This is a genomic window from Bradyrhizobium sp. SZCCHNR3119, from assembly GCF_032487775.1.
Taxonomy (GTDB): domain Bacteria; phylum Pseudomonadota; class Alphaproteobacteria; order Rhizobiales; family Xanthobacteraceae; genus Bradyrhizobium.
In genome coordinates this window covers 267,519-289,726 of sequence record NZ_JAUEUV010000001.1, presented here as the reverse complement: position 1 = coordinate 289,726, position 22,208 = coordinate 267,519, and the positions used below count along the sequence as shown (strand labels likewise).

The following is a 22,208-nucleotide window of genomic DNA, read 5'->3' as shown; positions in this document are numbered from 1 at the left end:
AGCGGCAAGCGAAGGGAGTCAGACGTGGCCGAGAAGCCGGGACAGAAGGCGCAGCAGGAGAGAGGCCGGACAGCGGCGGGCTTGGACTTCCCGCGGCCCCTGACCACGGTGGACGTCGTGATCTTCACCATCCAGGCGGACGCGCTGCATGTGCTGCTGGTTCAGAGGGGACAGGGCAACAGCGAGCCGTTCCCGGGGGGCTGGGCGCTGCCCGGCGGCTTCGTCGATGTCGCCAAGGACCGCGATCTCGAGGCCTGCGCCGCGCGCAAGCTGAAGGAGAAGACGGGCGTCGCCAGTCCCTATCTCGAACAGCTCGGAAGCTGGGGCAGCGCGGCGCGCGATCCGCGCGGCTGGTCGGCCACACACGCCTATTATGCGCTGATGCCGGCCTCCGTGGCGGAGCGCGCGCTGGCCGCGGATGCGCAATGGTTTCAGATTCTCGGAGAGCGAGTCAAAGTCAAGCTCGCCTTCGATCACGACGAGATTCTGGCGGCCGCCGTGCAGCGGCTGCGCAACAAGGTCGAATACACCTCGCTTCCGGCCTATCTGATGCCGGAGGAGTTCACCTTGCCGGAGCTGCAGCGCACCTACGAGATCGTGCTCGGCCGGCCGCTGGAGAAGAGCGCATTCCGCACCCGCATGCTGTCGGCGGATCTGATCGAACCGGTCGCGAAAATGCGCAAAGGACCGAACCGGCCGGCGCAGCTCTACCGGCTCAAGGCGGCGAAGACGCCGGTGTACTTCACGCGGACGTTCAATCCGCCGGAATGATCCTTGCCGGCGGCGTGATGATCGTTCGGCAACAGAGCGTCCGATCCGAGGTCAAACCATCCGGCCGGACGCCTGCGAGGTCATGAGAGGGGAGATCGCTGTCCAGCCGGTTCAGGCCGAATAATCCAGCACCAACGAGGTGCCGCTCGTGCTCGACGAGGTCGAGCCGTTCGCGCCGTAGGATGACGAGGAGGCGTTCTTGTTGGCATCCTGCAGGGCAGCCAGCAGCTTCTTCAACAGATCCGCGATATCCGAATCCGTGCTCGACGATGACGACGAGGTCGTCGAGGCTGTGCTCGAGCTGGTGCTGGCGGAGTTATCACTCGTCTGGGCCGCGGAGGCGCCGCCGGGACCGGCTGAGAACGCGCTGGCGAACACGTTCTTCAGCTCGCTCGCCTGATTGGAGGTAAGTTTGCCGCTCGATACCTCTTTGTCGATCAGGCTGTCGATCTTGGACTGCATGTCCTGCGGCGATGGCGGCGCGCTGGAGCTCGTGCTGGACGACGAACTGCCGGCACCGCTTTTCAGCGCGGAATCGATATCGTCGAGCGCCGAGGACAACGCGGTCTGGTCGGACGAACTGACCTTGCCGGAGGAGACCTCCTTGGCGAGCTCCTGCTTCAAGAGGTCGAGCGGCGAATAGGCGGTGGTAGAGGCTGCAGAGATTGACGTCATGGCTTGCTCCCAGGTCAAACATCAAAACCTGTGAGCAGGTAAAATCGCCCGGAATTAACGGGCTCTTGCGCTGTGTTTCCCGATATGTACTGGCGCCGGTCACACACATAATGAAGCAATAAGTCCGGCGCCTCCGTGGATTTACGTGCCGCTCGACGCGCTGGCACCTTCCCGGCGAGGCGTTTTGCATCCGCCGACCGAATCAGCCGAATCGAACTGATTCGCGATATGCACGCGAACATGCGTGCAAAGCCATGTCGGCTCTCTTGCGAGCCCGGCATATGAGGATGATGATACCTTGTAACTAACAAGCGCCTCCCCTTGCGCGCGGAAACGATGGCGGCAGACAGAAAATTAACACTGATCGCGAACTAATTTCCCGTCGGAAAATCCTGACCGCAAATGGACATAAGCATGAAGCTGCTCGCCGGCCTTTCGATCCGCATCATTCTCGGTTTCATCATCGGGGCACTTGCGTTGCTCTTGGTCGGGTGTCTCGGAGTGAACCTGGTGGAATCCTTCGGCCGCTATCGCGCTGCCCAGCGCGTTGCGCAGCTCGCCGGTGCGGACCAGCAATTGTTCGCAACGTTGATCGGCTTCCGCATCGAACGTGGCACCTTCCTTGCGACGCTGGTCGCCGATGGCGCGGCTGATGCCGCTGCGGATGCGCGGATCGCAGCCAACCGTCAGGTTTCGGAGAGCGCTTATAGGAACGTGCTCGAGGCTCTGTCCGGTCTTGCCGATCCGAGGCTTGCCAACCGGCTAGGCGCGCTGGGCGCGGCGCATGACCGTCTTGCGGCGTTGCGCTCGGATGCCGAGCGAGCCATCCATCTGCCCAAGACGTCGCGCGATATGCAGGCCGCCGACGCCTTCCGCAAGGCTGCGCAGGATTATCTCGACGGCATCCTCGTCTTCGCCGCTGATCTCGAAGAGACGCTGAAGCTGGTCGACCCGGTGGTCGACCAGATGGTCAACATCAAGCAGTCTGCCTGGGCCGCGCGCAATTTCGGCGGCCTGTTTGCGGTAAGGATCGAGAACGCAGCCGCCTCCGGCAAGCCGTGGAGCCCGGCTGAGATCGTGGCGGGCGCCGAGGATGTCGGCCGCCAGGCCCAGGCCTGGAGCCAGGTGCTGGTGGCAGCGGCGCGACCGGATGCGCCGCCTGCGCTGCTCGACGTGGTGAACCGCTCCAAGCAGCCGAATGTGCAGGCGATGGCCGCGCAGCAGGCCGCCTACGTTTCTGCGCTCCGTAACAACCAGAGGATCGACGTCACATTCGCCGACCTCTCGAAACTCAATACCGCCATCCTGAACTACAGCGTCGAAGCAGCCAATGCCGCGCTGGCGGAAATGGTCGCTGTCGCCGGGGCGCAGATCAGTGCGGCGCGCCAGGGCCTCGTCGCCGCCAGCGTGACGATGCTGGTCGCGATTTCAGTGGCGGTTACGGGTCTGCTCGTCGTGCAACGACGCATCTCTGCCGCGATCCTGGACCTGACGGCTGCGATGCGACGGCTCGCCGACCGCGACTATGCAGTCGAGTTGGTCGGCCTCGATCGCAGCGACGAGATCGGCGAGATGTCGCGCACCGTCGCCGTGTTCAAGGAGAGCTTGATCGCGGGCGATCGTCTGGCCGGTGAAAAGGAGGCCGATCAGGAACGCAAGGAACGGCGCCAGAGTGCGGTCGAGAAGCTGATCAAGGCGTTCGAATCCACGGTGACGACATCGCTGCGGACGCTCGCCTCGGCTTCGACCGAGTTGAACGCGACCGCGCAATCGATGTCGGCGATCGCGGACCAGGGGCGCTCGAAGGCCTCGTCGGTCGCCAACGTGTCGGAACAGGCGTCCGGCAACGTGCAGATGGTTGCAGCCGCCACGGAGGAGCTCTCGGCCTCGATCAACGAGATCAGCCGCCAGGTTTCCGAATCCACCGCGATCGCCGGTGCTGCCGCGACGCAGGCCGAGAAGACCAATGAGCAGGTTCGTGCGTTGTCGGACGCCGCGCAGCGCATCGGCGATGTCGTGGCTTTGATCAGCGGCATTGCCGAGCAGACCAACCTGCTCGCGTTGAACGCGACGATCGAAGCGGCGCGTGCGGGCGAAGCCGGCAAGGGTTTTGCGGTGGTGGCGGCCGAGGTGAAGACGTTGGCGAACCAGACCGCGAAGGCGACCGAGGAGATCATTGCGCAGGTCACCGATATCCAGGGCGCCACGCGCTCATCGGTCGAAGCGATCCAGGCGATCAGCAGTACGATCCAGCGCGTCAATTATATCGCCTCGGCGATCGCGGCCGCCGTAGAGGAGCAGGGCGCAGCGACACGTGAGATTGCGCGCAATGTATTGCAGGCCTCCGAAGGCACGACCGAGCTTTCGCGTCATGTCGTCGGCGTCTCCGAATCCACTGCCGATACCGGCCGCGCGGCAGGCGAGGTTCTGGACTCGGCAAGCACATTGGCGCTGCTGGCGGCGGATCTGCGCCGCGACGTCGATCAGTTCGTCGGGCAGCTGCGCGTGGCCTGAGCCGGGACGCGCTTCGTCCGCCCTGCGTGCACTCTCGGCGCTTCCAGCTCCGGAGGTCAGTCCCGCACAGCGGGATGGCGGCATGCCGACAGCGCAGTGCTCTTGCGCCAAAAATAGTGTATCGCGAGAGGCTTCGCGGAGAACGCTCGCTGTTCCCGCGACAAGGAATAAGACTCTCGGAGGAATGTTCATGTCGGCGCTGCCGCTCTCTGGCATCAAGATTCTCGATCTCACGCGCGTGCTTGCGGGACCGTTGTCGGCGCAGATGCTGGCAGATCTCGGCGCCGAGGTGATCAAGATCGAGCGGCCGGGCACCGGCGACGACGCCCGCGCCTTCGGCCCGCCTTATCTGCCGGACCCCGAAGGCAATGCGAACAACAACAATTCCTTCTATCTCTGCGCCAACCGCAACAAGAAGTCGGTCACGGTCAACATCGCCTGCAAGGAAGGCCAGGACATCATCCGCGAGCTGGCCAAGGACTGCGACGTCTTCATGGAGAACTACAAGGTCGGGGATCTCAAGCGCTATGGTCTCGACTATGAATCGATCCGTGCGGTCAATCCCGACGTGATCTATTGCTCGGTGACCGGTTTCGGCCAGACCGGCCCTTACGCGCCGCGCGCCGGCTATGACGCGATCTTCCAGGCCATGGGCGGGCTGATGAGCGTCACCGGCCACATGGACGGCGAGCCCGGCGCGGGGCCGATGAAGGTCGGCCCGTCGATCGTCGACTACATGACCGGCATGAACACCTCGATCGGCATTCTCGCCGCGCTCTACCACAGGGACGTCAAGGGCGGCGGCGGCCAGCACATCGACGTCTGCCTGTTCGATACCGTGATCGCCTCGCTGTCGCATTACGCGCAGATCTATCTCGTCAACGGCAAGTCGCCGCCGCGCCGCGGCACCTGGGGCAATGGCGGCATGCCGGCCGGCGTATTCCGCTGTTCGGACGGCGAGTTGATGCTGGTGGTCGGCAATGACGCGCAGTTCGCGCGCACCTGCGCCGTGCTGGGCGCGCCCGAGCTCGCGACCAACCCGAAATTCGTCAAGAACAACGACCGCGTCGTCAACGGCAAGGAGATCATGGCGATCTTCGCCGGGCTGTTCCTGAAGAACACCGTGCAGCACTGGCTGGACGAATTGGAGAAGGCCGGCGTCCCCTGCGGGCCGGTCAACGATTTCGCCCATGTCTTCGCCGATCCGCATGTGCGCTCGCGCGGCATGGAGGTGAAGGTCAACCATCCGTTCGAGCCGCATCTGTCGCTGATCCGCAACGCGCTGACCTTCTCGGAGACTCCGGTCACCGACTATCGCGCGCCGCCGCTGCTCGGCGAGCACACGCAGGAGGTCCTGTCCGGCAAGCTCGGCTATGACGCGGACAGGATCGCCGCGCTGAAGGCGAGCGGCGCTATTTGACGCTGGCGGCGGCGCGGCCCGTGGCACGCATGCCGGGGGCTGCGGCGCTCGTCAGCGCCATCGCGGCGACTTTGACCACGCGCTCGATCACGGCCTCGACATCGTCGACGTCGCATTTGCCATCGGACAATTTGGTCAGCCGCTCGCTGTCGCGCACGGTCTGCTGCGCCATGGCGAGCGCGAAGTGCAGCCCCCAATAGAGTTCGACCTCGTCGCAGCCGGGCAGGGCGCGCGCCATCGCCGCGATGAATTTGCGCAAATGGTCGATCTCGCGGTTGCGGATGCGGCGGATCGGCGGCACCGACTCGATATTGACGCGGATCATGAAGCGCGCCGCGGTGGAGCGCTGGTTCTCCGGCCCCAGGCAGCCGCGCAAGGTTGGGCCGACCAGGGCGCGCAGGATGTCGTGGATATCGGCCCGCCCGCCGCCTTCCTGCTCCGCCGCCCGCAATTCGCGCAGCCGCGCACGGTTGAGCGCGATCGAATGCGTCACGAACAATTCCGCGATCAAATCGTCCTTCGAGCCGAAATGATAGTTCACCGCCGCGAGGTTGACGTTCGCCTCCGCCACGATGTCGCGCAAGGTGACGTCGGAGAAACCGCGCTCGGCATAGAGCCGCTCGGCCGCGGCGATGATGGCGGTTCGGGTCTGATCGCTGGCCATGGGTCAGCCCTCACTTTTTTCTCAGTCCGCCGCGCGCATGAGAAGGCGATAACGGCGCGGAGCAGGGGAGTTGCTTTTCAAACACTTGTATGAAACTATCGTTTGAGGAGGCCGTGATGTCAAGGCGAGCGATTTCGCGCGGCGGCATTTCGGCGCTGCGGTGGCTCGCATCGTGATCGGCGCAGGCAAGATAGAGGCTTGCGGGCGCGCGAGGGCGGGCGAACACTGCGGCCAAAGACGACAAGGAAACACCCAAGGAGGGCCCGATGGACTTCACGATGTCAGCGAAGCAGCAGGAATGGCTGGAGCGGGTTCGCAGCTTCATGACCAAGCACGTCCGCCCGGCGGTGCCGATCTACAAGCAGCAGGACGCCCAGGGCGACCGCTGGAAGGTGATCCCGGTCCTGGAGGAGCTGAAGGCGAAGGCCAAGGCCGAGGGCCTCTGGAACATGTTCCTGCCGCCCTCGCCGCATGAGGACGATGAATTCCGCGGCGCCGGCCTCACCAATCTCGAATATGCGCTGCTCTCGGAAGAGATGGGCCACATCTCCTGGGCCTCGGAGGTGTTCAATTGCTCGGCGCCCGACACCGGCAACATGGAAGTGTTGATGCGCTATGGCAACAAGGAGCAGAAGCGGCAATGGCTGCGGCCCCTGATGGACGGTGAGATCCGCTCTGCCTTCCTGATGACGGAGCCGGCGGTGGCCTCGTCGGATGCGACCAATATCGAGACCCGCATCACCCGCGACGGCGATCATTACGTGATCAACGGCCGCAAATGGTGGTCGTCCGGCGTCGGCGATCCCCGCTGCAAGATCGCGATCCTGATGGGCAAGACCGATCCCTCCGCCGCCAAGCACCAGCAGCAGTCGCAGATCCTGGTGCCGCTGGATACGCCCGGCATCAAGGTGGAGAAGATGCTGCCGGTGTTCGGCTTCGACGATGCGCCGCACGGCCACGCCCAGGTGCTGCTGGAGAATGTCCGCGTGCCCGCCAGCAACCTCCTGCTCGGCGAGGGCCGCGGCTTCGAGATCGCGCAGGGCCGGCTCGGTCCGGGCCGCATCCATCACTGCATGCGCACCATCGGCAAGGCCGAGGAGGCGCTGGAGAAGATGGTCAAGCGGCTGATGTCGCGCACCGCTTTCGGCAAGAAGATCATCGAGCATTCGGTGTGGGAGCAGCGCATCGGCGAGGCCCGCACCAATATCGAGATGACCCGGCTCCTGTGCCTCAAGGCCGCCGACATGATGGACAAGGTCGGCAACAAGACCGCGCAGGGCGAGATCGCGATGATCAAGGTGGCGGCGCCGACCATGGCGCTCAAGATCATCGATGACGCGATCCAGGCCTTCGGCGGCGCCGGCGTGTCGGACGAGGCGGGCCTCGCCAAGGACTACGCCAACATCCGCACGCTGCGGCTGGCCGACGGTCCGGACGAGGTGCACAACCGCGCCATTGCCAGGCTCGAAGTCAAGAAGTATGCAAACACGAACCACTGAGTGACGAAGATGTAGGGTGGGCAAAGCGACCCGTCCGCCGTAGCCCGAAGGGCGTAGGCGGAAGCGTGCCCACCTGTTTCGTGACAAGGACGCAAGCCGTGGTGGGCACGGCGCTTCGCGCGATGCATGAACGCGCCTTTGCCCACCTTGCGCTTGCTGCCTCGGAACGACGATCGACGAAGAGACACAGAACTAAGTGAGACAGGGAGCCCCGTCTTGGCTGACGCCGTGAGGAAGGACGAAGATTTTTCCGGCACCAAGCCGGTCGAGGAGCGGCATCGCTTCGACGAGGCGAAACTCGCCGCCTGGATGGCGGAGCATGTCGAGGGCTTTGCCGGCCCTCTGACCGTGCTGCAGTTCAAGGGCGGCCAGTCGAACCCGACCTATCGCCTCAACACCCCGGCGCGCTCCTACGTGATGCGCCGCAAGCCGTTCGGCAAATTGCTGCCGTCGGCGCATGCGGTCGATCGCGAGTTTCGCGTCATTTCCGCACTCGGCAAGCAGGGATTTCCGGTGGCGCACGCCTATGCGCTCTGCCAGGACGATTCCGTCATCGGCGCCGCCTTCTACATCATGTCGATGGAGGAGGGCCGGGTGTTCTGGGATCCGACGCTGCCGCATGTCGATCCGTCCGAGCGGCCCGCGATCTTCGAGAGCAAGATCAAGACGCTCGCCAAACTGCATATGTACGACCCGAGCGCGATCGGCCTGTCCGAGTTCGGCAAGCCCGGCAACTACTTCGCGCGCCAGGTCGACCGCTGGACCAAGCAGTATCGGGCCTCCGAGACCCAGCACATTCCGGAGATGGAGAAGCTGATCGAGTGGCTGCCGCGCACCGTGCCCGCGCAGGAGCGCGTCTCGATCGTGCATGGTGACTACCGGCTCGACAACATGATCTTCCATGCCACCGAGCCGCGCGTCATCGCGGTGCTCGACTGGGAACTGTCGACGCTCGGCGATCCCATGGCCGACTTCACCTATCTGTTGATGCAATGGATCATGCCCGGTCTGGCCGGCGTCGATCATCGCGCGCTCAATATTCCGACCATGGAAGAAGCGGCGCAGATCTATTGCAGCGCCACCGGCATGAAGCTGCCCGACCTGAACTGGTACTTCGCCTACAATCTGTTCCGCCTGGCCGGCATCCTGCAAGGCATCATCGGCCGCATCCGCGACGGCACCGCGGCCAACGACAAGGCGATCGAATCCGTCAAGCGCATGGTGCCGATGACGAAGACCGCGTGGGAGTACGCCGAGAGGGCGGGCGCGAAATAGGCAGCGGACCGGTCACGGTCACGAGGATTTTCTTAACTCGTGCCCGCTATGGTCATGTCAATCGCGGACGGCCTGCAAGGGCGACTCGCGAGCGTAATGCGTAAGGAAGCCCGCCGTCTCAACCCGGCGGGCTTTTCCGTGGGAAAGGTCGCCAATGTCAATCTCCTCAGCCAAGAACTACGCGCTGCGCGCCGAACGGTCGCAGGATCCCAAGGAGGCCGCAGACCTGCTGGCAAAAGCAGTGCTGGAACTGGCGGCCTCGATCGAGGCGACCGACGCCAAGGTGAAGAAGATGAACAAGTCAGGCTGATGGTTTTGCCGTCCGCCCGTCGGGACGGATGACGGGCTTCAGTTCGTAGCCCGCGTGCGCGATCCGCGAGGTCATTCCCCGAATGTCCTTGTCGCTCATCCGGGCTACTGCCGCAAAACATCCAGTCCATCAGCCTTCGAACACTGCGCGATCAATCTCTCGATCAAGCCCGCGCAACGTTCCAGCTCCGCCATCTCGACGTATTCATCGGCCTTGTGCGCCTGCGCGATCGCGCCGGGGCCGATCACCACGCTCGGGATGTCGGCCATCGCCACGAACAATCCGGCCTCGGTGCCGAACGACACCTTGATGTGGCTGTTGCGCCCGGCGAGAGTTTTGGCAAACGTCACCAGCGGATGATCGGCCGCCATGTCGAGCGCCGGATATTCGAGAATATCTTCGAATTCGACGCCGCTGTCGGCATGGCCGCGCCGCATCGCCGGCTCGATCTCGCGTTTGGCCCACGCGACGATCTCGCCGGTCTGTTGCCTGGCCTCGTGCACGCCGAGCCCGCGCGCCTCGAATTGCAGCTCGCATGTATCGGGCACGATGTTGAGCGCGGTGCCGCCCTGGATGACACTGCTGAGCAGGGTGGTGTGGGCGACCTCATAGAGCTCGTCACGTGCGCCATGTGCGGCGATCTCTCGCGCGCGGCGGCGCACCTCGGTGATCAGGTCGGCGGCATGTTCGACCGCGTTGACCCCGTGCGGCGCCAGCGCGGAATGACACGCCTGGCCGCGGAAGATCGCACGCAGCGCATGCTTGCCCTTGTGTCCGATCGCGACCTGCATCAGCGTCGGCTCGCCGACGAAGCAGGCGAGCGGCTTGACCGAGAGCTTGTTGATCTCATCGAGCAGCGGGCGCACGCCGACGCAGCCGACCTCCTCGTCATAGGACAGCGCCAGATGAATCGGCGAGGCCAGCTTCGCGCGCGCCATCTCCGGTACCATGGCGAGGCACACCGCGACGAAGCCCTTCATGTCGGCGCTGCCGCGGCCGTAGAGCCGGCCGTCGCGCTCGACGAGCGTGAACGGATCGGCGCTCCAGTCCTGCCCAGTGACCGGCACCACATCGGTATGGGCCGACAGCACGATGCCGGGCCTGTCGGCCGGCCCGATCGTCACCCACAGCGCCGCCTTACGGCCGGTCTCATCGACGATGCGCTGCGCGGTGAGGCCGAAGCCGGCGAGATAATCTTGGACGTAATCGACCAGCGCCAGATTGGACTTGTCGCTCACCGTGTCGAAGCCGACGAGATCGGCGAGGAGTGTCTTGATATGGTCGGTACGTTCACTTGGCATGATCGTCGGGAATCTCGGCCTGTATGCCCTTCGCCCAATGAGGACTGGAAGCAGGAATAGCGAAGCGCCATTATCGCTGATCGACGATGTGAATGAAAGATACGCGGCCCAACGGCCGGGTTAGGCAAATCACCTCCCGGGGGAAAGTGGCGCCGATGTGCTCGTGTGCCCGACGGGGCAGCACAAACTGCGTGCGCCGAGAAGCCAAATTCGCGTCCCCGATCAAGGCGATCACCCCTGTCCAGTCCCGGCGCGAAAAATATTTCTATTTCTCTTTTTCAGAAATTATGATTTCCTTACGCCATCCCGCCTCGATGAGAGGGGCGCTTCGCGATCGTCACGAGCGTTGGGTGCGGGATGCGGTGGGCGCATCGACGTTGCAGCGTGATCTCACGCGGACGAACAGCGTTGATGCGCGCGGTCAAGTCGTGTGGTCCAGGCATCCCGGTGCTGATGCCTGCGCAACGCGACGCGTAAGCGTCGTCGCATGGGGGCAAGAAAGCCGGTCCCCAGGGAGAGCACGAAGCAGCCGTTCCAACCATCGCGCAGGGAAGGCCGGGCGATTTCGGCTGCACCTGTGGTTCTGCCGCGTGCGTTTTTGCTGCACGCGGACCATGGGCGCCAGCCGGCGCCCGGTCTTCCCCATAGGCGTTAAGGTAGCGCGAGCATCGATTGATACTTGCGTTTTCGAGGAGGCTCGCGAAGGTGGCGCCCCAACGCGCGTTTTCTGCGGCGCAAGCAACGGATGGTTGGTTGTGGAATGATTGCTTGCAGCAAGGATGCAACGAGCTGCTGCAGGACCCGCCAAGCGCCAGGCGTCGTTAAGCGGCCTGCGTCCAGTGGGGAGAGTCCTCGAAGTCGCTGGCAAGCGGCTCGAGCAACAGGATGATCAGGAGGTGGGCCAGCAGGTAGGGCTTGGCAGAGCGCGGATCGGTTCCTGGCGGCGTCTTGAGGCCAATCAGACTCTTCAGTCGCTTGAACCCAAGCTCGATCCGCCATCGCAATCGATAGAGCGCAAGCACATCTTTGGTGGAGAACTCGTCCCGCGCGAGCGACGTGATCAGAATGACCCAATCCGCAGCCTCCAAAGTTTCTTTGGAGATGATGCGGTTTTCATCTTTTGCGTCTTGCCGGGCTTTACGCCGAGAAGCAGCAGCCGCACCGGTGGGCTTCTTGATTGCGACCAGACGCATAGCCAGAGGCGCGCCGCCCTTGCGCTTGATCCAAATCTCCCGATCGACCAGTCCGCGCGCCTTCGCGGCACGCAATTGGGCCATCAGATCGAACGGAAGGCCTTTGGCGTCAAGCCAACGTGCGTTCTTCCAGCCCGCTCGGATCAAAACGTCGGCCCCGGCTTCGCGGACGGCCGCAATGCGGTCAGGTTGCAGATAAGCGCGGTCAGCAATGCGGATCTCGTTCTTGACCACTGGTATCCGGTCAAACGTTTCGCCCTCTTGCTGATCTGTCAGCTCGAAGTGACCAAAGCGCTCATAGGGCAGATCAAATGCGCTATGAACGCGCCAAAGCTCACTGTTCTTGCGCGCAGCCGGTCCCGCCTGAGGCACTGTCGTCGCATCGATGATGCGGATCAGGCGGCCTTGGCTCGCCTTCGGAGCTGCCGCAGCGAGCAAGCCCTCCACCAGCACCGCAAACCAATCACCACATTGACGCAGCCGATAGAACAACGCCACGCTGGTGAGGTCGGCAAGGCCAACAGAAGCCGCCCATGCGGCTGTCGATCTCAGCCCTCTTTCACCCAAACAATAGGCCAGCATCAGCCGAAGTAACGTCACCGCATCTGGAATCTGCCGCCGACGCGCGAAGGCCTTCGTCTGGCGCGCAGTTTTCTCGAGCTGCGCAGCCCCGCCCAGCTGCGCAACCACTCTCGTCCAGTCCTCGTTCAGGAGCGATTCGTCTGCCATCCCCTGTTCGAATCACGGCGGATTCCAACACTCAAGCATAAACTTAACGCCTATGCGGTCTTCCCTGCGCCCTCGATATCGAAGAGGGTTTCAGATTCAGCATCACCCGGGCGCAATCGTACCGCGGGAACGCGAAGGTGTGTGTTCCAGGATCGTCATTGCGAGGAGCGAAGCGACGAAGCAATCCAGACTGCCGATGCGGGGATGGTCTGGATTGCTTCGCTATCGCTCGCAATGACGTCGCGGCGGCGAGTAAAAGGCTGTCGTCTCGCGGCTACGTTGCTCGCGAGACTTCGCGGTATGGCGACGAGCGCACGGCGCTCGCGCCGAGGTCCCCCCTTTGTGGGCCGACTGGAGAAGGGGGAGCTGCTGCGGTGTTAAATCGGCTTGCCCGCATAGGGCATCGAGGCGGTCAGCCCGCCATCGACCGGGAACGCCTGGCCGTTGACATAGGAGGCCTCGTCGCTGGCGAGGAACAGGCCCATCGCGGCGATCTCGTGCGGCTGGCCGGCGCGCTTGAGCGGATTGAGCTGGCCGATCTTGCCTTCGGTGCCGCGCTCCTTGGCGCCGTCGAAGATCGGCTTGGTCATGCCGGTTTCGATCAGGCCGGGGCACACCGCGTTGATGCGCACGCCGGTGCCGGACAGCGAATAGGCGGTGGTCTGCACCAGGCTGATCACGCCGGCCTTGCTCGCCGCATAAGGATGGCCCGAGGCGCCCGACTTCAAGCCGGCGACCGATGCCGTGCAGACGATCGCGCCGCGCTGCTGCCGCACCATGTGCGGCATCGCATATTTGATCGCCAGGAACGGCCCGATCAGATTGATGCGCAGGATCTCCTGCCAATGCTCGACGGTCTGCTCGGCGATCGGCTTCAGCCCGCCGGAAATGCCGGCATTGGCCCAGATCACGTCCAGCCGGCCATAAGTGGCGACGGCGCGGTCGACGAAGCCGATCACGTCCGCCTCGGAGCCGGCATCCGCAAGCACGGCCTCGGCGACGCCGCCTTGTTGTTTCACCAGTTCGACCGTCTCCTTGACGCCGTCAGTGCGGTCGACCGCGATCAGTTTGGCGCCTTCGCGGGTGAACAGCAGCGAGGCGGCGCGGCCGATGCCGCTTCCCGCGCCGGTGATAATGACCGATTTGCCTTGAAGGCGGCCCATGCTTTCCTCCTGCTCGCTGTTGTCCCGGCGGGTTGCCCGCACGATGGAATTCAAACGCCGTTTCAAACGTGCCCCATCGCGCGAAGTCACTTGAGACGGCCGTGCGTCTCACGTACAGCCACAATGCTGGACAGGGAAGAGTGATCGTGATGTCGGACAATCAGGATAAGCCGGCCGTCGTCACCACGCGCTGGTGGTGGGTGCGCCACGCTCCGGTCCGCAACGACGGCGGCAACATCTACGGCCAGACCGACATTGCCTGCGACACCAGCGACCGTATCGTGTTCGAGGCGGTGGCGAAGATCCTGCCGCGCAACGCGGTCTGGTATGCGAGCAATCTGAGGCGGACGCATCAGACCGCGGAGGCGATCTGGGCCACCGGCTTTCCGCAACCTGAGACGATGATCAAGGAAGCGGCCTTCGCCGAGCAGCATCTCGGGCAATGGCAGGGCATGAACCGCGCGGCGTTCCTGGCGAGCCGGCCGCCCGGCAGCAACTGGTTTGCCGCGATAGATCAACCCGCGCCCGGCGGCGAGAGCTTCATGGATCTCTACAGCCGCGTCACGGGAGCGGTCGTGCGGATCGGCGCCGAGCAGGCGGGCCGCGACATCATCGCGGTTGGCCATGGCGGCACCATCAAGGCCGCGGTCGGCTTTGCGCTCGGCGGTTTGGTCGAAAAGGCGCTGGCCTTCGATATCGATAATTGCTCGGTGACGCGGCTCGACCATGTCGCGACCGGAGACCTGAGCACCTGGCGTTTGCCGATGGTGAACCAGCAGCCCTGGATGGCCGCTTCAGCGCAGGCCGCGATGCATCAGCCGGCGGGGCCGGAGGTGACGACCAGCAAGCTGGCTTGATGAGAGCCGTCATTCGGGGCGGCCCCGCAGGGCTAAACGCGGAGTGGCGTCACACGTTCGAGGCTGCGGGTTCGTCGCTGGTGCGCCGCCCCGGACCGACATTCAGAAACGAGGAGGAAACACACATGACCCTGTTCGACATGACCGGCAAGGTCGCCGTCATCACCGGCTCCACCCGCGGCATCGGGCTTGCCATCGCCGAGCGCATGGCCGAGCACGGCGCCAAGGTGGTGGTCTCATCGCGCAAAGCCGATGTTTGCGATCAGGTCGCCAAAGAGATCAACGCCAAGTACGGCGCGGGCAGGGCGCTCGCCGTTCCCGCCAACATCTCCAGCAAGGAGAACCTGCAGCACCTTGTCGACGAGGCCAACCGCGCCTTCGGCAAGATCGACGTGCTGGTCTGCAACGCCGCCTCGAATCCATATTACGGTCCCTTGGCCGGCATCTCCGACGATCAGTTCAGGAAGATCCTCGACAACAACATCGTCGCCAACAACTGGCTGATCAGCATGGTCGTGCCGCAGATGATCGAGCGCAAGGACGGCTCCGTGATCATCGTGTCCTCGATCGGCGGCCTGAAAGGCTCGACCATCCTCGGCGCCTACGCGATCTCGAAGGCCGCGGACATGCAGCTCGCGCGCAATCTCGCCTGCGAGTACGGGCCGCACAATGTGCGCGTGAACTGCATCGCGCCTGGCCTGATCAAGACCGACTTCGCGAAGGCGCTGTGGGACAACCCGGACAATCTGAAGGCTGCGACGTCGCGCTCGCCGCTGCTTCGGATCGGCATCCCCGACGAGATCGCGGGCGCCGCGGTGTTCCTCGGCTCGGCAGCCGGCAACTTCATGACCGGCCAGACCATGGTGATCGACGGCGGCGCGACGATCAGTTGAGGGTAGGGATCATCTTAGTACTCCGTCATGGCCGGGCTCGTCCCGGCCATCCACGTCGAGCGACGGGCGCGGAAGAGCATTGGATGCCCGGGGCAAGCCCGGGCATGACGAGTGGAGAGAGGTGCGAAACTACTCCACCGCCGCATACACGACGTCGCGCACGAGCGTGCGCAGGTAGTCGCGCTGGCCGGGACCTTGGGCCATGAAGACGCAAGTGAGCTCCTCCTTCGGATCGATCCAGAAGAAGGTGCCGGCGATCCCGCTCCAGAAGAATGTGCCGGGCGAACCGGGGAAAGGCGCGACGCCGGCGTCCTTGCGCACCGCGAAGCCGAGGCCGAAACCGTGACCGGGGGAGAGGATCGTGCCCTCGATCTTGCAGCCGTGCGGCAGATGATCGGAGGCCATCAGCTCCAGCGTCTTGCGGCCGATCAGGCGGACGCCGTCCAGACTGCCGCCATTGAGCAGCATCTGGCAGAAGCGGGCATAGTCCATGGCGGTCGAGACCAGCCCGCCGCCGCCGGACTCCATGATCGGGCGCTCGATCATGTTGAAGAGTTGGACCTGCTCGCCGGTCCAGGGATCGCGCTCGAACGGCTCGGCCAGACGTCCGGCATTGTGCTGCTCGGTATAGAAGCCGGTATCCGCCATGCCGAGGGGGCCGAGGATGCGCTCGGCGAGAAGGCTGCCGAGCGGCTTGCCGGAGACGACCTCGATGACACGGCCGAGAATGTCGGTGGAGCGGCTGTAATTGAAGCCGGCGCCGGGCTGGCAGATCAGCGGCAGGCCGGCGACGATGGAGGCGTGTTCGGCATTGGTGATCTTGCGGCTGCGCACCCGCGACTGCTGGTACAGCTGGTGCACCGGGCCGGTCCCGGTGTGCTCGTAAGCGATCCCGGAGGTGTGGCGCAGCAGGTCCTGGATCGTGATGGGCCGCTCGAGCGGGACCAGTTCCAGCTCACCGCTGCCGGTCTCGACGCCGACCTTCTGGTCGGCGAATTCGGGAATGAACTTCGCGACGGGGTCGCTGAGCAGGAGTTCGCCGTCCTCGACCAGCATCATGATGGCGAGCGAGACGATCGGCTTGGTCATGGAGAAGATGCGGAAGATCGAATCCCGGGCCATCGGCGCATGGGAAGCCGGACTCTGCCGGCCGATGGCGTCGAACCAGCCGATCTGGCCGCGGCGGGCAACCAGCAGGGTCACGCCGGGCACGGTTCCCTTGTCGACCTCGCGCTTGAAGGCATCCGAGGCCCGCTGCAGCCGGGCCGCGGAGAGGCCGAGCTGCTCGGGTCGCGCTTCCGGGAGTGGCTGCGGGCGGGCACTCGAAGCGGGGCGGGCGGCGGGCACAGTCATGGTCTCTCCCTTGGATATTATTGTCGGCTTGCATCAAGTCTGGCCGAGATGCTGTGGTTTGAACAGCGGATTTGGCCCATTGCACCCTTGCATTCGGGGCTGCGACTATGCTTCAACGAGCGCGAACCGGCGACGCAGTCCCGGTTCGCTAGGAGTGTAGCTCAATTGGTAGAGCACCGGTCTCCAAAACCGGGGGTTGGGAGTTCGAGCCTCTCCACTCCTGCCAGCGAGATCAAGCACTTAAGCCCAGCTTTCAAAGAATCGGGTCGCGCAGGCGAAAGATCGGTTCGCGCTGTGAACGAGACGGGCGCAAGCGGCCTCGCGCATGCCCATATCTTGACCTTGGGCCCATCTGCCAGTAGATATCGCGCAACCTGCTGCCGGCCCGTGAGAAAAGCGGATTTCCGGCGCGGCTTTTCACTCCCCGAACAAGCGAGCCCGATTCCCGGCTCATCTCTCGAAACGAGGGTGGGCCAAAGACGGCTGTTCAAAAAGCACTGTTCGGATTCCATGCAAACTCTTTAATCGTCCGAAGACCTGATCGTCTGAAGACCACGCGGACCCCACGATGGCCACCAGCCCGTTCAAATTCCTGCAGGAAGTGCGCTCGGAGACCGCCAAGGTCACCTGGCCGAGCCGTCGCGAGACGATGATCACCACGATCATGGTGTTCGTGATGGTGGCGCTGGCCTCGGTCTTCTTCTTCGCCGCCGATCAGATCATTCGTTATCTCATCACCCTCGTGTTGGGCATTCACTGATGGCAACCGCAACGCAAACCGCCGACAAGCGCTGGTACATCGTCCACGCCTATTCGAACTTCGAGAAGAAGGTCGCTGAATCGATCCGCGAGCAGGCCAAGCAGCGCGGGCTGGAAGACCTGTTCGAGCAGGTGCTGGTGCCGATCGAGAAGGTCACCGAGGTGCGGCGCGGCCGCAAGTTCGATGCCGAGCGCAAGTTCTTCCCCGGCTATGTGCTGGTGAAGATGAAGCTGACCGACGAGGCGTTCCACCTGATCAAGAACACGCCCAAGGTGACCGGCTTCCTCGGCGCCGAGAACAAGCCGATGCCGATCTCCGAAGGCGAGGCGATGCGCATCCTGAACCAGATGCAGGAAGGTGTGGAGCGGCCGAAATCGACCGTTTCGTTCGAGATCGGAGAGAACGTCCGCGTCGCCGACGGCCCGTTCGCCTCGTTCTCCGGCGTGGTCGAGGAAATCGACGAGGCCCGTTCGCGCCTGAAGGTCGCGGTGTCGATCTTCGGCCGCGCGACCCCGGTCGAACTCGAGTTCAACCAGGTCGAGAAGATCGCCGGCTAAGCTGGGAGCAGGGCATCCCGTCCTGCTTGAGACTTTCCTTTTCGCCCGATCTCGTGTATCGGGCGCCCTTCGCTCTCGACCGGTGTCGGGGGCATTTCGCTCGTGGGAGGCGCGGCCGGCATTGCCAGCCGGAGCCAAGCGTGCCGCACCACGGTCCCAAACCATCGCCGCGGGTTTTCCCGCAGCGGGCGTCCGTAACAGGCAAAGCGCGGGCGCATTGGAGATTGAATAATGGCAAAGAAAGTAACGGGATACCTGAAATTGCAGGTCCCGGCCGGGGCGGCGAACCCGTCGCCCCCGATCGGCCCCGCGCTCGGTCAGCGCGGTCTCAACATCATGGAGTTCTGCAAAGCGTTCAACGCGCAGACCCAGAAGGAAGAGAAGAACACCCCGATTCCGGTGATCATCACCATCTACGCGGACCGGTCCTTCACCTTCGAGATGAAGACCCCGCCGATGTCCTACTTCTTGAAGCAGGCCGCCAAGATCCAGTCCGGCTCGAAAGCTCCGGGCCGCGACAAGGCCGGCAAGGTGACCAAAGCGCAGGTGCGCGAGATCGCCGAGAAGAAGATGAAGGACTTGAATTGCGACACCATCGAATCGGCCATGAAGATGGTCGAGGGCTCGGCCCGCTCGATGGGTCTGGAAGTTGCGGGGTAAGGCGCCATGGCGATCGGAAAACGCTTGAAGACCGCCCGCGAGGGCATTGACCGCACGAAGCTCTATGCGCTTCCCGAGGCGATCAAGATGATCAAGGAACGCGCAACCTCGAAGTTCGACGAGACCATCGAGGTCGCGATCAATCTCGGCGTCGACCCGCGCCATGCGGACCAGATGGTTCGCGGCGTGGTCATGCTGCCGAACGGCACCGGCCGCACCCTGCGCGTCGGCGTGTTCGCGCGCGGCGCCAAGGCGGACGAGGCCAGGGCCGCCGGCGCCGACGTGGTCGGCGCCGAGGATCTGGTCGAGAAGGTGCAGAACGGCAATATCGACTTCGACCGCTGCATCGCCACCCCCGACATGATGCCGCTGGTCGGCCGTCTCGGTAAGGTGCTCGGTCCGCGCGGCATGATGCCAAACCCGAAGATCGGGACCGTGACCATGGACGTCACCGGTGCGGTCAAGGGGGCCAAGGGCGGCTCTGTCGAGTTCCGGGTCGAGAAGGCCGGCATCATCCAGGCTGGCGTCGGCAAGGCCTCGTTCTCCGAGGAGAAGCTGGTCGAGAACATCAAGGCGCTCGCGGACGCGGTGGTGAAGGCGAAGCCGGCCGGTGCCAAGGGCACTTATGTCCAGCGCGTCGCGGTGTCCTCGACGATGGGCCCGGGCGTCAAGGTCGAGCCGGGCACCGTGCTCGCCTGATTTGGCGGCACATCATGTGAGAGTTTGAGAGCGGGGCCGGGCAACTGGTCCCGCTCTTGCTTTTTGAAGAGCGCGATGCCCGAGAGCGCCATGCCCGACAAAGTCCTGATCTACTCCCGCCTTCCCAAATCCCTGACCCAGCGTTTCTCTGCGGATTTCGACCTGCTCGACACCGCCGGCAAGCCGGCCAATGAGGTGTTTGCCGCCGAGGAATTGGCGCAGGTTCGCGCGCTGATCACCGCCGGCGGCACGCCGTTGCGCGCGGCAGACATGGACAGGCTGCCGGCGCTCGGGGCGATCATCTGCTACGGCACCGGCTACGATGGCGTGGACTTGAAGGCTGCCGCCGCGCGCAACATCGTGGTGGGTAATAGCCCGGGCGCCAACGCCTCGTCGGTCGCCGACGTCGCGCTGATGTTGCTGCTGGCGACGATGCGGCGGCTTCCGATCATCGATCCCTATGTGCGCAGCGGCGACTGGGTTGCGGCCAAGCCGTCGCCGCTGATGAGGCCGCCGTCAGGCCTGTCCGGCCGCAAGGTCGGCGTTTACGGCATGGGCGAGATCGGCCGCAAGATCGCGGCGCGCCTCGCGGCTTTCGAGACCGACATCGGCTATTTCAGCCGTACCCGCTACGACGACCTGCCGTATCGGTATTTGCCCAGCCTCGATGCGCTCGCCGAATGGTGCAGCGTGCTGATGATCGCAGTCCGGGCCAGCGCGGAGACGCATCATGCCGTCGATGCGGATCTCCTCAAGGCGCTCGGTGCCGATGGCTATGTCGTCAACATCTCTCGCGGTTCGGTGATCGATCAGGCTGCGCTGGTTGCTGCCCTGACCGATCATACGATCGCCGGCGCCGGGCTGGATGTGTTCGAAATCGAGCCGCATGCGCCTGACGAACTCACGCGACTGCCGAACGTGGTGCTGACCCCGCATATCGGCGGCAATACGCGGGAATCCCATGTCGCCATGCAGGGCTGTGTCGTCGCCAATCTGAAGGCGTTTTTTGCCGGGGAGAGGTTGCCGTTCCCGGTCAAGTGACACGAGACGGCCTGCGCGCAGGCTGGCGGTCCGAACGTGTTGGGCGCCCGAGCCGCTGGCCCCCGAACTGGTGTGAATTTTGCTCTTGGCAAGTCGGTGGAGACCGGCTAAATACCGCGCTCCGGACGTGCTGGCTTGGCTGGCACGTCCATGCTCGCATTCCGAATAGAGACGAACAGGAGATCATTCCTTTCAGGACGTCCCTCGCGGATCACCCGAAAGGAAGGATGGCCGTTCTCTTTTGCGGCGTGCGAGTCAGGGGCCTTTCGGCTTGCCGAGCGGCCCCGATCCTGTCCGAGACTGCAGGCGCCCGCGAGAATATGCGAATATTCTCTAAGGCTTAATCTGATGGCCTGCATAGACGGGTGAAGACCGGATTTCTCGCATCGCGCCGCTTTCGGCGGTTGGGATGCAGGTTTGGTTCGAACCTCGACACTCCGTCTCCTCAAAGGGGCGGAAGGGCAGGCTATTGAAGTCGTCGTGCCGCCCTGTGTGTCCTTAATGGTTCTTAACCGAAGGTCAGGTTTGGCGGGACGATGGGTGCAACCCGGCGGTCCCGCCTATGGCAAAGGCCGCCAACCGGAGAGAGCTTGCTGTGGAACGAGCGGCAAAGAAAGAGGCGGTCGAGCAGCTGCACGAGGTCTTCAAGACCACGGGCGTTGCCGTCGTCGCTCATTATTCCGGCCTCACCGTGGCCCAGATGCAGACCCTGCGCAAGCAGATGAAGCAGGCGGGCGCGTCGGTGAAGGTCTCGAAGAACCGTCTCGCCAAAATTGCTCTTGAAGGCACGGACGTCGTCGGCATCGGTTCCCTGTTGAAGGGGCCGACCGTGATCGCAACTTCGAACGATCCTGTCGCGGCGCCCAAGGTTGCCATGGAATTTGCCAAGGCGAACGAAAAGTTCGTCATCCTTGGCGGCTCCATGGGTAAAACCGTCCTGAATGTCGACAGCGTCAAGGCTCTCGCCTCGCTGCCGTCGCTGGACGAACTGCGCGGCAAGCTCGTCGGCCTGATCCAGGCTCCGGCGACCAAGCTCGCCCAGCTCGCCAATGCACCCGCGGCCAAGGTCGCGCGCGTCATTCAGGCTCATGCCTCAAAGGGCGAAGCGGCCTGACGCCCTTCGCAAACACTCACAACCTGGTTTCGAACCGAACCACATTAAGGAAGTACATCAATGGCTGACTTGCAGAAAATCGTCGACGACCTGTCGAGCCTCACCGTGCTCGAGGCCGCTGAGCTCGCCAAGCTGCTGGAAGAGAAGTGGGGCGTGTCCGCCGCGGCTGCGGTGGCTGTCGCTGCTCCGGGTGCTGGTGGCGCTGCCGCCGCTCCGGTCGAAGAGAAGACCGACTTCACGGTCGTTCTGGCCGCTGCCGGCGACAAGAAGATCGAGGTCATCAAGGAAGTCCGCGCCATCACCGGCCTGGGCCTGAAGGAGGCCAAGGACCTCGTCGAGGGTGCGCCGAAGCCGCTGAAGGAAGGCGTGAACAAGGACGAGGCCGAGAAGATCAAGGCTCAGCTCGAGAAGGCTGGCGCCAAGGTCGAGCTCAAGTAAGCACGGCTTGCTTCAGCTGAGATTCTGGCCGAGCGACGGCGAGGTTGGGGTCTTTTGCCAAATGTTTCGGTGGTCGGGAGGACGAAAGTCACCCGGCCATCGCGCACGAGAGATTGTGGTGGTATCCCGTGCTGGATCGGGCGCCCTGCGGGAGCTGGTGCAAAAGGCGTGCAAAGGGAGCGTCCAATGCGCGTCAAACACGAAAATGTGTGGGGATCTAGGGGCTTGCCCCTCGAATCTCGGTTATTGTCGCCCCATATTGGGTCGGCAGCACGAAAAGCCGATCGTGCAGGGAGCGGCGAGGTTTCCTGTGCAGGCCGTT

General features: G+C 63.9%; 21 protein-coding genes and 1 tRNA gene. 16 read left to right on the top strand and 6 right to left on the bottom strand.

Annotation, left to right across the window (positions count from 1 at the left end; genetic code table 11):
• The first annotated feature begins 24 nt into the window (after positions 1-24).
• Positions 25-771: an NUDIX hydrolase gene (locus QX034_RS01420; protein ID WP_315705612.1), complete on the top strand. Its 747-nt coding sequence runs from the start codon at positions 25-27 to the stop codon at positions 769-771.
• 111 nt (positions 772-882) lie between these two features.
• Here the strand turns inward: QX034_RS01420 and QX034_RS01415 are convergent, their stop codons facing one another.
• The gene (locus QX034_RS01415) at positions 883-1,446 is read right to left on the bottom strand and encodes a hypothetical protein (RefSeq protein WP_315729539.1); all 564 of its coding nucleotides are present in this window, start codon (positions 1,444-1,446) and stop codon (positions 883-885) included.
• Positions 1,447-1,860: 414 nt separating this feature from the next.
• On the opposite strand from QX034_RS01415, the gene QX034_RS01410 reads away from it, so the two are divergent.
• Positions 1,861-3,960, top strand: coding sequence for a HAMP domain-containing methyl-accepting chemotaxis protein (locus tag QX034_RS01410; protein WP_315729538.1), 2,100 nt, complete (start codon positions 1,861-1,863; stop codon positions 3,958-3,960).
• A gap of 190 nt (positions 3,961-4,150) precedes the next feature.
• A complete protein-coding gene (locus tag QX034_RS01405; protein ID WP_315705615.1) occupies positions 4,151-5,380 on the top strand; it encodes a CaiB/BaiF CoA-transferase family protein in 1,230 nt (409 codons plus the stop codon).
• Here QX034_RS01405 and QX034_RS01400 read toward each other — a convergent pair.
• A complete protein-coding gene (locus QX034_RS01400; protein WP_315705616.1) occupies positions 5,373-6,044 on the bottom strand; it encodes a TetR/AcrR family transcriptional regulator in 672 nt (223 codons plus the stop codon). The two genes, QX034_RS01405 and QX034_RS01400, sit on opposite strands and share 8 nt — an antisense overlap.
• A gap of 266 nt (positions 6,045-6,310) precedes the next feature.
• On the opposite strand from QX034_RS01400, the gene QX034_RS01395 reads away from it, so the two are divergent.
• The 3 genes from QX034_RS01395 to QX034_RS01385 all read left to right on the top strand — a co-directional run bounded on the left by QX034_RS01395 (position 6,311) and on the right by QX034_RS01385 (position 9,128).
• Positions 6,311-7,543 carry an acyl-CoA dehydrogenase family protein gene (locus QX034_RS01395; RefSeq protein WP_315705617.1) on the top strand — a complete coding sequence of 411 codons (1,233 nt, stop codon included), beginning with the start codon at positions 6,311-6,313 and terminating at the stop codon, positions 7,541-7,543.
• 216 nt (positions 7,544-7,759) lie between these two features.
• Entirely contained in the window at positions 7,760-8,818 is a 1,059-nt protein-coding gene (locus tag QX034_RS01390) for a phosphotransferase (protein ID WP_315727908.1), read from the top strand.
• 154 nt (positions 8,819-8,972) lie between these two features.
• On the top strand, positions 8,973-9,128 hold the full coding sequence (locus QX034_RS01385) for a hypothetical protein (RefSeq protein ID WP_315705619.1): 156 nt from the start codon (positions 8,973-8,975) through the stop codon (positions 9,126-9,128).
• Between the two features lie 104 nt (positions 9,129-9,232).
• Here QX034_RS01385 and argE read toward each other — a convergent pair whose 3' ends face one another.
• The 3 genes from argE to QX034_RS01370 all read right to left on the bottom strand — a co-directional run bounded on the left by argE (position 9,233) and on the right by QX034_RS01370 (position 13,514).
• On the bottom strand, positions 9,233-10,429 hold the full coding sequence (gene argE / locus QX034_RS01380; protein ID WP_315705620.1) for an acetylornithine deacetylase: 1,197 nt from the start codon (positions 10,427-10,429) through the stop codon (positions 9,233-9,235).
• Between the two features lie 821 nt (positions 10,430-11,250).
• A complete protein-coding gene (locus QX034_RS01375; RefSeq protein WP_315701243.1) occupies positions 11,251-12,351 on the bottom strand; it encodes an IS4 family transposase in 1,101 nt (366 codons plus the stop codon).
• Between the two features lie 377 nt (positions 12,352-12,728).
• Positions 12,729-13,514 (bottom strand): SDR family oxidoreductase, encoded by a 786-nt coding sequence (locus QX034_RS01370; RefSeq protein WP_315705621.1) that lies wholly within the window; start codon positions 13,512-13,514, stop codon positions 12,729-12,731.
• 149 nt (positions 13,515-13,663) lie between these two features.
• On the opposite strand from QX034_RS01370, the gene QX034_RS01365 reads away from it, so the two are divergent.
• Both QX034_RS01365 and QX034_RS01360 read left to right on the top strand, forming a co-directional pair.
• Positions 13,664-14,371: a histidine phosphatase family protein gene (locus tag QX034_RS01365; protein WP_315705622.1), complete on the top strand. Its 708-nt coding sequence runs from the start codon at positions 13,664-13,666 to the stop codon at positions 14,369-14,371.
• A gap of 125 nt (positions 14,372-14,496) precedes the next feature.
• Positions 14,497-15,264, top strand: a complete 768-nt coding sequence (locus QX034_RS01360) for an SDR family oxidoreductase (RefSeq protein ID WP_315705623.1) — start codon at positions 14,497-14,499, stop codon at positions 15,262-15,264.
• Between the two features lie 129 nt (positions 15,265-15,393).
• On the opposite strand, the gene QX034_RS01355 is transcribed toward QX034_RS01360, so the two are convergent.
• Positions 15,394-16,617 (bottom strand): serine hydrolase, encoded by a 1,224-nt coding sequence (locus QX034_RS01355; protein WP_316194934.1) that lies wholly within the window; start codon positions 16,615-16,617, stop codon positions 15,394-15,396.
• A gap of 150 nt (positions 16,618-16,767) precedes the next feature.
• On the opposite strand from QX034_RS01355, the gene QX034_RS01350 reads away from it, so the two are divergent.
• The 8 genes from QX034_RS01350 (at position 16,768) to rplL (ending at position 21,886) form a co-directional block, all read left to right on the top strand.
• Positions 16,768-16,843: transfer RNA gene (locus QX034_RS01350), tRNA-Trp, on the top strand.
• 342 nt (positions 16,844-17,185) lie between these two features.
• Positions 17,186-17,377, top strand: a complete 192-nt coding sequence (gene secE, locus QX034_RS01345) for a preprotein translocase subunit SecE (protein ID WP_315705625.1) — start codon at positions 17,186-17,188, stop codon at positions 17,375-17,377.
• Positions 17,377-17,934, top strand: a complete 558-nt coding sequence (gene nusG / locus QX034_RS01340) for a transcription termination/antitermination protein NusG (RefSeq protein WP_315705626.1) — start codon at positions 17,377-17,379, stop codon at positions 17,932-17,934. The genes secE and nusG overlap by 1 nt, the downstream gene beginning before the upstream one ends.
• A gap of 231 nt (positions 17,935-18,165) precedes the next feature.
• A complete protein-coding gene (rplK, locus tag QX034_RS01335) occupies positions 18,166-18,594 on the top strand; it encodes a 50S ribosomal protein L11 (RefSeq protein WP_011088164.1) in 429 nt (142 codons plus the stop codon).
• 6 nt (positions 18,595-18,600) lie between these two features.
• Positions 18,601-19,293 (top strand): 50S ribosomal protein L1, encoded by a 693-nt coding sequence (gene rplA, locus QX034_RS01330; RefSeq protein ID WP_315705627.1) that lies wholly within the window; start codon positions 18,601-18,603, stop codon positions 19,291-19,293.
• Between the two features lie 90 nt (positions 19,294-19,383).
• The gene (locus QX034_RS01325; RefSeq protein WP_315705628.1) at positions 19,384-20,334 is read left to right on the top strand and encodes a 2-hydroxyacid dehydrogenase; all 951 of its coding nucleotides are present in this window, start codon (positions 19,384-19,386) and stop codon (positions 20,332-20,334) included.
• Positions 20,335-20,929: 595 nt separating this feature from the next.
• On the top strand, positions 20,930-21,448 hold the full coding sequence (rplJ, locus tag QX034_RS01320; protein WP_315705629.1) for a 50S ribosomal protein L10: 519 nt from the start codon (positions 20,930-20,932) through the stop codon (positions 21,446-21,448).
• Between the two features lie 60 nt (positions 21,449-21,508).
• On the top strand, positions 21,509-21,886 hold the full coding sequence (gene rplL / locus QX034_RS01315; RefSeq protein ID WP_315705630.1) for a 50S ribosomal protein L7/L12: 378 nt from the start codon (positions 21,509-21,511) through the stop codon (positions 21,884-21,886).
• Positions 21,887-22,208 lie beyond the last annotated feature (322 nt).